Source organism: Microcoleus sp. BROC3, from assembly GCF_036702515.1.
In the GTDB taxonomy this organism is placed as follows: Bacteria; Cyanobacteriota; Cyanobacteriia; order Cyanobacteriales; family Microcoleaceae; genus Microcoleus.
The window spans coordinates 1-8934 of the sequence record NZ_JAUBTQ010000108.1 but is presented as its reverse complement, the minus strand read 5'-3'; the positions used below and the strand labels follow the sequence as shown (position 1 = coordinate 8934).

Sequence of the window (8934 nt, the reverse complement as noted above, 5' to 3'; positions counted from 1 at the left end):
GAACATCGGGAGCTGGGTGCGGGGAAACTCGCACGCCCAGATCTAACTGAGAGGTGCGGAGGATAATACCTCCCATCTACTCAACCAACGTCCAGCCTATTGTGGTGTGGCTAGCAGTGTGACGGTTCTGAATGCACTCGGCAGCAAAAAACAGGGATATCGCCCTGTAACTCAAGACACCTTTTTTGACGGTCAAACCCAGAATATGGTTGAGTCGAGGGGGGATACTGCGGGGGTGACAACCAGCCTGAAACCAAGAGGTAGCAAGGATTGAGCCAATGTATGATAAAAAAAGATAGGCAGCAAAATTGTTAGACGCTTGCCTATCAAAAAAATAATGATACCAACATTTTACCAGACTCATTTAAAAAAACAACTGACATCAGCTCAGTTTCTTGTGATGACAACCTTACGATCTGTGATGCAATCAGAAAAACAAGTGAGATTAGAACGGATGGCACGGATATTCCCCTGCTTAATTACAGTCGAAAATCGCCGGAAGAAGTTGCAAAGATTTTTGGATTTACCGAACTTAACGATCGAATTAATTTGGTTTCCATTAATTACTTATTGGTTGACAACTTATTGTCGTGTTGGTACTCGTTTATCAATCGCGCTCGACCGCCGTCAATGGGGGTGTATTAATCTATTTATGGTTAGCTTAATCTGGGAGCGAAGAGCAATTCCATTATACTGGTCGCTGTTGCCAAAATAGGGAAGCAGCAACTTCGACGAACTCTCCTACAAATCTACAGCAAGTTTTACCATTGTTTTCCCAATATAAAGTAATCGTTTTAGGAGACCGTGAATTTTGTTCGATAGACTTGGGAAACTGGCTGAAAGAAAAGGGTGTGTCTTTTTGTTTGAGACTGAAGAGGAATCATTGTATCGAAACAGAACATTTAGTTTGGCGACGGCTAGATGAATTAGGGATTGTGCCAGAAACCTCTTTGTATTTTCAAGGTAAAAGGGTAAGGAAAACTCAGCCCGCTAGTGGATTTGATGTTGCTTGTAAGTGGAAAAGAAACTATGGGGCATGGAAGGTTGAGGAAGCGTGGTTTATTCTCACAGATTTACAGCGAGTTGCCGGCAGCGATCGATGCTTACAAGCAACGGATGGGCATTGAAGAAATGTTCCCTTGACTGTAAAACAGGAGGCTACGATCTTGAAGGAACGACGCTCAAAGGAAACCGACTTATTAACATGATTCTGCTGATGACGCTCGCCTACTTGGAGGCAATATTTCAAGGCACGCTCACTGAGGAAAAAGCAGGTGCAAAAATATATATGTCGCCGAAAAGAACCCAAGAAAAGATATCGCCGACGGAGTACATTTGGTGTTGGTTTAGACGGAGAAAAGTGGGTTAATTACCTCGAACAATTTTCATTAGAGGTGGAACAGTAAACGCAAGTTAACTCCCAATAAACGCCGCTTTTATCAACAAGGTATGCGGGCTGCAACCCTTATTCGGTCTATCTCCTAGGCTTCTTTGTCACCCCCCCAGGGGGGGATAGTCGGGTAAGGTTCAAGCGTCACCGCTCTCCCCTCCCCTAAGAACCGTGCATGAGACTTTCGCACTCACACGGCTCAAGCCTTACTTCAAGCGATAGACTTGGATTTTGAATGTTCCTGTATATGGCACGCTCGGTGCAAGTGCTGAAGGTTTTTGACCGAATTATCTCCGCCTTGAGCTACAGGAACTATGTGGTGGGTATCTAACTCCTCTCCGTTGAATAAAGATTCGCCACAGATTGGACATTTCCAATTTTGGTTTTGTGCTATTTTGTAGTTGCGCGAGTTGCGCTCCCAATAGCTTTTACCATATTTCTGATGGCGTTTTTCCCAATACTCTCTGAGAGAGGGGTCATCCGGTGACGCATCCCCCTTGACCTTTACATGGCGTTCAATCGGCGTGTACGCTATCGGGTAGAGGATTAAATCCTTTTCTTTCCCTCGGCGGTCGCTAGTTATAGTAGCGAACGTCCATTTATTACCATCTATGGTTTTGAAATAGCGTTTCCGAACCCATTTTGTGTTTTTGTTAGGATGTTTACGCTTCGACCAACTCCAAAGGTATTGCCAGGTTCTACTTTTGATGTATTCAAAAGTTTGTTTGCTAACAACACCTTTATAGTAATTGGAAAATCCACGCAGAATTGGATTAAGTCTTTTTATGACTACTTCTTGTTCACACCCATTCATTGCTGAGATTTCTAGTCCAATTCTTTTACAAAAGTCGAGGACTTTCTTCTTTGAAGGCTTAATCAGCAATTTGCCATTATAATGGCGGTGGTTGAATCCAAGGAAGTCAAAACCTTCTTCCATTGACGTTATTAGCGTCTTCTCCGCGCTGAGTTCAAGTCCTCTTGTTGATAACCATTGCTTAATCTGATCTTGGGCGATTTCGAGACTTCCTTTGTCTCTGGCTGTGACTACAAAGTCGTCAGCATATCTAACCACGCCTAATTTAGGATTGGTGGATTTAATGTAGTTTTCTAATCCATGCAATCCTATATTCGCTAGAAGAGGTGAAATTACCCCTCCTTGTGGTGTCCCCATCTCTGTCGGGTTGTATTTCCTTTCAAAGATAAAACCAGCTTTTAACCATCCTATAATTAAGTTTCTTTTTGGAAAGTTTCCTAATTCTTTCAGGATAGATTCATGGGCAATCTTATCAAAGAAGCCTTGAATATCTGCTTCTAGAACCCAATTGTTTCTAGCATTTGGACTTGCATTTAATCTTATCCAATTTTGGGCTAGAGCATCTTGGCAACTTCTACCAGGTCTGAATCCATAGGAATTTGGTTCAAAAATGGCTTCCCATTCTGGTTCTAGTGAATTAACTATTATTGCCTGTTCGATTCTGTCGCGCACGGTTGGGATTCCGAGCGGTCGTTTCTTTCCGTTAGCTTTGGGAATCATCACCCGTTTTGTAGGGTGATGATTACCGCCGTTCCAGTTGTTTACCAGCTTCACTCGTTGCTCTGGGGTATTGACTACTTCTTTGTCAATTCCTGCCGTTGCTTTTCCTTTATTGGTTTGGGTAATTTTCCGAACAGACAATAATAGATTCGCGTAACTTCTTTGCATTAACTTTTGGAGACTTCGCAGCTTCCTCCAGTTACCAAGTTTTTTCGCGAGAAAAATTCGTTGACGCAGATTCTTGACCGCTTTATTTACCTGTCTCCAGTTGACCTGACTCCAGTTTTCCAACGGTTTTCTCAGTCCGATTGTTGTACTTGCATACACCATCTAACTTGTCCTTGAATTAAGTTTCTTTGCTTAGTCTTTTTCTCGTAAGACCCAAGAGAAGTCTGCTATTCCTTTCGGTCAGGGACAAAGTTTGAATCCCTATCCTATCTATTACAGATAGGCATTTGCTTTTTCTCTCATCCTTTACCCTCCAGAGAATTCTGTCTTCCTTACGGTTAACTTACTATGGGTTTCGACCTTTCCATAGACTCTGTAGGGCTTATCTTGTCGTTTCGTTTAGTGTATGTTCTCCGTTAGATGTTGACTTTTCTGCGATGGGAATTGTCTTCACACGATTCATAGAATATAAAACTAAGAATCTACCCATTTACCATTTTGGTTAGAGCCTATCAGCCTGATTTGGCTCTTTGGGCGATGACGCAGTTTAGACATCAATTCACTTGTGTTCATCTTGGGAGAACTCCCTCTTGCTCCTCACCACTTTAGGCTAGTAGTTAAGGCTACGTTTGTGGTCTGCACTCCGCCTGTTTCGTTACCTACTTGGGCGTGACCAGACTCTTTTTACAGAGTCTTTTTACATGAGGGTATAGAGTGTGAATTCTATGAGAGAGTCGGCTCTCCGTCCTAAACGACCTTTCAAGTCGCGCTTATTCCCCGCCCCTCTCAGTTAGATCTGGGCGTGCTAGTTTCCCCGCACCCAGCTCCCGATGTTCTTGGCTTGCGATGAGAGCTCATGTGGAGATAATCGTGGCAGATGAGAGTGAACCGCTAGAAGGTTATTTATTTTCCAATTACTATGGCAACCATCTACATGATGCAGATGTACCTTTTCATCGCCTAGCATTTTTAAGCCACATTTTCCACATTTATGGTTTTGCCGTTTTAAAGCTTTAGAGGTTTCGCCGTTATAAAGCTTGCTGTTACGCTCACTCCAGTAGGCTATATCTCCGTCGTAGGGAGATTTCTCTCCTTTGACATTGACAAATTTGTTTTCGGAGTAAGGAACCGTCGGGAATGCTTTATCAAGCAGTGTCTTGCTGGTGTAGCGAGATTGTTTCGATTCCTTATTGAATACCTTGAAGGCTCTATTTTGGATAAACCACAGTGATAACCGTGACCCTTCCAACTTACAGTAGCGATGGTAATTTCTCCAGCCTCTAACTACAGGGGCTAATTTCTCAGCTTTGACCGTAGCACCATAATTCGAGTTGTTAACGATGTGTTTTACCGAATGACGGAACGCTTTAAAATTGTCCGCTGATGGAACGCATCTAAATTTCCCGTTGTTCTGCACTTTGAAATGCCAACCGAGGAAGTCAAACCCATCTGTCGTAGCTGTTAGCTTAGTTTTCTTTTCACTAACCTTCATGCCTCGTTCTGCCAGAAATTCGCTGACTTTATCAAGTATTGCCTCCGCATCATCTTTAGGTTTCAGAATTATTACCATGTCATCCGCGTAACGGACTGATTGATGTATTTCCTCAATCCCATTGAGAGCAATATTGGCTAGTAATGGACTTACCACGCCCCCTTGCGGGGTTCCTTGTTCTGGAAATTCTGGATTGACTCCTGATTTTAGACAGCGGAATATTCCGGTCTTGATGCCTTTTGGGGCGATGAGTCGTTCCATTATGCTGGTGTGGCTTATCCTATCGAAGCATTTTTCGATATCGAGTTCGATAACCCGTTTCTCTATTCCGTTACTTATGGAGCGTAGATTGTTGAACAGAACTTTCTGCGCGTCATGCGCTGACCTCCCTGTTCTGAATCCATAGCTGCGAGCGTGAAAAGTTGCTTCGTGTGCTGGCTCGCTTCGCGTATTTTACGAGGCATTGCCAAGCTCTATCGGCGATAGTCGGTATCTTAAGGAGGCGGGTACTCCCATCCTTTTTTGGGATTGGTATTGAACGTAACTTCTGATGTTTCCAGTTGTTACTTTTGGCTCTGAGTTCTTCACTCAGAGCGAACCTTTCCTCAAATGTGAGTGAGGCTTGGACATCGATTCCCGCAGTCTTTTTGCCAGCATTTAGTTGAGTTACTTGACGTATCGCCAACATTCTTGCAGCCCGAGATTTCAGAATTAGCTTTTGAAGGGACTTCGCTTTGGGCTTGTCTCTAACCTGAATCGCTTTAAACACTCGTTTTTGTAGGCGAAATAAGTCCCTTCGGAATTTCTTCCAAGGTAACATCTTCCAAGATTCACTAACATTGCTGCTGTGTCTAATCATGCTCTGCTCTAACTTATGTTTTCTGAACACCGAGCGACCAATTACGGTCTGTCCTACGCGAGCTGAGGGGGTTCCGCTGCTCGTCTAGCCTACGAAAGGGTTCGACTTTCCCCTTGACCCTCAGTTCGTTTTTCTTCGTTCCCTCGGTTAGATTGATTGTTCCTTTAGGTGGAGCCAATTTAACTACTGGATTCCCTGGACTCTTGCCGATATTGAACGGAAAATTCGGCGGGAATGAACTCCAGTAGAGTCGGGAGGTTGGTCTGTGTCCCGCTCTAAGATAAGTTACTTTTCTAGGCTCTGTTTCACCATTGGAACTCCCCATTAACGCCAGTGTCACCTCACATTAGATGTCTGATTGCGTCCTGTTCCCAGCTTCACTCTCCAAGAATCGAGCTTGGTCGGTGTGGGCAGATAGGGAGTCATACCTGAGTCTGGCAGAAGGGACTTGCACCCTTATCAGACCGAGAGTTCAGCCTTGTGGCTGGAAACGTTATGTACGGGCTTTCACCGTGATTTACGTTTCAACGAATCGCACTCGTTCTTCTTATGCCGTCACTTTTTCGGGCATGACTCTTGATGAATTAGCGGCTTTGCTCAGAAGTCACAACGTCAAAGTTGAGGTCTACCATGCGTCGGACACAACACTTAACCAATTTCGGAGCCAAGCTAAAGCCAACCTTACCCGTTCCGGCGACTATATAATCGTGAACTACCAACGCTCTGTTTTGGGTCAGGGTAAAAGCGGGCATATTTCTCCCCTTGCTGCCTATCATGAGCCAAGCGATCGATTTCTGATTGAAGACGTAGCCAGTTATAAATATCCGCCTGTATGGGCTTCTACCGAGAATCTTTGGAAAGCAATGAATACTACTGATTCAACTTCCAAAAAGACACGCGGCTATCTCGTTGTGCGCCAGTAAAATAGAGAATTAGGCATTGCATAGCGGGGCTTCAACACTTAGTCATAAATGGCAAGAATGCGGGTGCGACCAAAAGTAATTGGAGCATTATGCTATCTTTGATTAGAAAATTATCAGTTTTAAAAAGCATTACGCCTAAACTTTTTGCCGTTGTTGTAGCAACCATTCCAGATTATTACGACTACAAAAACGCTCACCCAGAACACGAACCAAATCAGCTAGCTTGGTTTCGCGAGCAACAAGAGAAAGGAATACTGCGAAAGCTGTGGCCCGTTTTTTCCCCACGATGGAACGGGGCTTTGAGTGATTCAGGCAGAAAGTGTGGAAGAGGCTCAAACAATTGTTAACAGCAGCCCCCGTGCGCGGGATGGTATGTTAGCAGAATCTACCAAAGTAGTGGAGTGGCAGGTGCATCTTGGGCGTGAGCGTTTTGAGGATAGTAAATAGGTAGGGGCTAAGCTGTCAAACATCTAAACTGCATTAACTAAGTTGCCTTTATTTTTTATCTTTCGGTTCCATTTCATCATTAGTCCTCCTTCATTTAACAGTTTATGTAACAGTGCTTCTAGTTTTTCAATAGATTCAAATAATCTATTAGCAACATATTCCTTGGCGGAATGCCATACTAATTCAATTAAGTTATAGTCAGGGCTATATAGCAATCCTAAATGAGTTACAAAAATTTATCTTAATTAATACCAACTTAATCAGGATTGGTGAAGCCCAATGTGTTTGCAATTGATTTAGGATTGCTATACTAGGGCAAAAACTCTATGATTAGATTCGGCATCTCTGACGCTATTTTCTGCAAAGTCTCTGCTTTTTTATGAAAACTAGCGTTGTCCAAAATTATCACAAAGTTACAGCCTTTATCTTTAAAGTCTTCCGCTAAATATCCTTGCAATATCCACTCGGCTTTTAAGTCTTCATAAAAAATTTTCAGCACCGCATAAAAATTAGCATAATTACCAGATTGAATAAAATCTACCCGTCTTTTTTTGTGTGAATATCTCACTCACCATAACATTAATACGACCTTTTCTTCGATCTCCTATGAATGCTACTTCGAGTTCCCTTTTTACACCAGTTATTCCTTCTAATAACTCTTAAACTAAATCCACTCTCATCCCAAAACCATACCTGCAAAAGGTCTGGAGATTCTTTTTCTATTCTTAGATATTCAGCTAATTTATCTTTAAATAAACCCCTTTCTACGGTATCTTGCTTAGACTATAAGCTATATAAGGTAAACATACTTTTTTGATTTTAAAATCCTCCTAAGTTGGGTACTACTGAGCTCTATTCCTGTCTTTTCTCCTAGATTTATGGCAAGCCTAGCTGTTGTCCATCTCCAGAATTCATAGCCCTATTTTTCATGCTCAACTTCAATTTTTTCTAAAAGTAAGTTAATGTATTTTTCTGTAGCTTTTCGGTAATTACCCTTCATCCTATTATCTTTAAAACTCTCTAAATTATCAGGCTCGCCATGAATGCTCCAATAAGCAATTTTTCTCAGAGAGCATCCTATTAATTCAGCAGCTTGAGCCTGTGTATTTCCGCTATTTAGCCATAAAAAAATTAAGGCTATTTGCCGAATGTCTGGATGTTCATGCTCCTTTAATACTTGTTGAATAGTTTCTTTGGTCTCGGCACTCAGGAAGTTTTTACTAGGCATTGACTTTTCATAAATATGGTTATATTGTATTATACAATATGCGTTTTAAATGGACAACAGCTTACCCGTTTTGTGAGTGCTGGATGACAGGTACTTCCCGTATCACACTAATATGGAGCGCTCTATTCTTTGCTGTCTAAGTTTTTCAATTGTTCTGCTAGTTGATAAATTTATGGGTAGGAGCGGATCTTTCGTTACAGTGCTTTACATCTTGTCCTATGCAAGTTAGTATCCCGGCTTTACCTTTACAGTGGAGGTGGCAGCTAATTCCTGTTACAGTTGGGTAAGTTCTGGTTGCCTTGGGTGTGCCAGAATACGGAAGTTAATAATAGTTTTTTCTTTTTCGCATGATGAGCGTCAACTATGACCCTAAAGACCACAAGAGCGTAGAAGCTTCGTTCCGAAAAGCTGTCGAGGTTAATCCCAATGAACCAGAAGCTTACATTAACTTGGGAATTGTTCTCTACGATTGTGGCAAGCTAGAAGAGGCGATCGCTCAGTACCAACAAGCCATTCATCTCGACCCCAATCGCTCCGACGCTCACTATCATTTGGGAATAGTTTTCGCCGAACAAGGTAATTTAGAGTCCGCCATGACTTGTTATGAACAAGCAATTCGGATTAATCCTGACGATGCACAGCCTCATGTTGGCATGGCCACAGTTTTTAGCCAACAAAGTGATCGTTCTGCAGCTATTACCCAACTTCAAGAAGCCATTCGCCTTAATCCTAACTTAGTCCCTACTCATACAAGCTCCATACTAGCTCTCAAAACACCAGACCAATTAGAATATGAAATTTCTCAACTTCAGAAAACTATAGCGAGCGCAAATGATTTGTAAATCATCGAGCGTGTATAATGAGAGATGTAAATCTAAGTAGAAGTTGAGATG

The 8934-nt window shown here is 42.4% G+C and carries 8 protein-coding genes and 3 pseudogenes; 6 read left to right on the top strand and 5 right to left on the bottom strand.

Translation table 11 applies throughout. From position 1 onward, the window contains the following. Nucleotides 1–767 precede the first annotated feature (767 nt). The 3 genes and pseudogenes from QUB30_RS32285 to QUB30_RS32275 all read left to right on the top strand — a co-directional run. A pseudogene (locus tag QUB30_RS32285) lies at nucleotides 768–869 on the top strand (hypothetical protein); the annotation flags it as partial. A gap of 66 nt (nucleotides 870–935) precedes the next feature. Further along, on the top strand, nucleotides 936–1127 hold the full coding sequence (locus QUB30_RS32280) for a hypothetical protein (RefSeq protein ID WP_333342208.1): 192 nt from the start codon (nucleotides 936–938) through the stop codon (nucleotides 1125–1127). Continuing rightward, nucleotides 1100–1369 carry a hypothetical protein gene (locus QUB30_RS32275; RefSeq protein WP_333342203.1) on the top strand — a complete coding sequence of 90 codons (270 nt, stop codon included), beginning with the start codon at nucleotides 1100–1102 and terminating at the stop codon, nucleotides 1367–1369. Before QUB30_RS32280 ends, QUB30_RS32275 begins: the two co-directional genes overlap by 28 nt. Nucleotides 1370–1601: 232 nt before the next feature. Here the strand turns inward: QUB30_RS32275 and ltrA are convergent, their stop codons facing one another. The 4 genes and pseudogenes from ltrA to QUB30_RS32255 form a co-directional block, all read right to left on the bottom strand. Beyond that, complete coding sequence (gene ltrA / locus QUB30_RS32270; RefSeq protein WP_333342200.1) at nucleotides 1602–3215, bottom strand: group II intron reverse transcriptase/maturase; 1614 nt, start codon at nucleotides 3213–3215, stop codon at nucleotides 1602–1604. 682 nt (nucleotides 3216–3897) lie between these two features. Next, entirely contained in the window at nucleotides 3898–4509 is a 612-nt protein-coding gene (locus QUB30_RS32265) for a group II intron maturase-specific domain-containing protein (protein ID WP_445300576.1), read from the bottom strand. Between the two features lie 6 nt (nucleotides 4510–4515). Next, nucleotides 4516–5007 (bottom strand): annotated as a pseudogene (locus tag QUB30_RS32260) (reverse transcriptase domain-containing protein); the annotation flags it as partial. Next, nucleotides 4958–5404 carry a reverse transcriptase N-terminal domain-containing protein gene (locus QUB30_RS32255; protein WP_333342205.1) on the bottom strand — a complete coding sequence of 149 codons (447 nt, stop codon included), beginning with the start codon at nucleotides 5402–5404 and terminating at the stop codon, nucleotides 4958–4960. The pseudogene QUB30_RS32260 and the gene QUB30_RS32255, both read right to left, overlap by 50 nt. Before the next feature lie 389 nt (nucleotides 5405–5793). Here QUB30_RS32255 and QUB30_RS32250 point away from each other — a divergent pair, with 389 nt between their 5' ends. After that, a complete protein-coding gene (locus tag QUB30_RS32250) occupies nucleotides 5794–6366 on the top strand; it encodes a phytochelatin synthase family protein (protein WP_333342198.1) in 573 nt (190 codons plus the stop codon). 303 nt (nucleotides 6367–6669) lie between these two features. After that, a complete protein-coding gene (locus tag QUB30_RS32245) occupies nucleotides 6670–6813 on the top strand; it encodes a hypothetical protein (RefSeq protein WP_333342196.1) in 144 nt (47 codons plus the stop codon). A gap of 23 nt (nucleotides 6814–6836) precedes the next feature. Here the strand turns inward: QUB30_RS32245 and QUB30_RS32240 are convergent. Beyond that, nucleotides 6837–8041: pseudogene (locus tag QUB30_RS32240) on the bottom strand (IS630 family transposase). Between the two features lie 347 nt (nucleotides 8042–8388). Between QUB30_RS32240 and QUB30_RS32235 the strand changes: the two are divergent. Continuing rightward, on the top strand, nucleotides 8389–8883 hold the full coding sequence (locus QUB30_RS32235) for a tetratricopeptide repeat protein (protein WP_333342194.1): 495 nt from the start codon (nucleotides 8389–8391) through the stop codon (nucleotides 8881–8883). Nucleotides 8884–8934 lie beyond the last annotated feature (51 nt).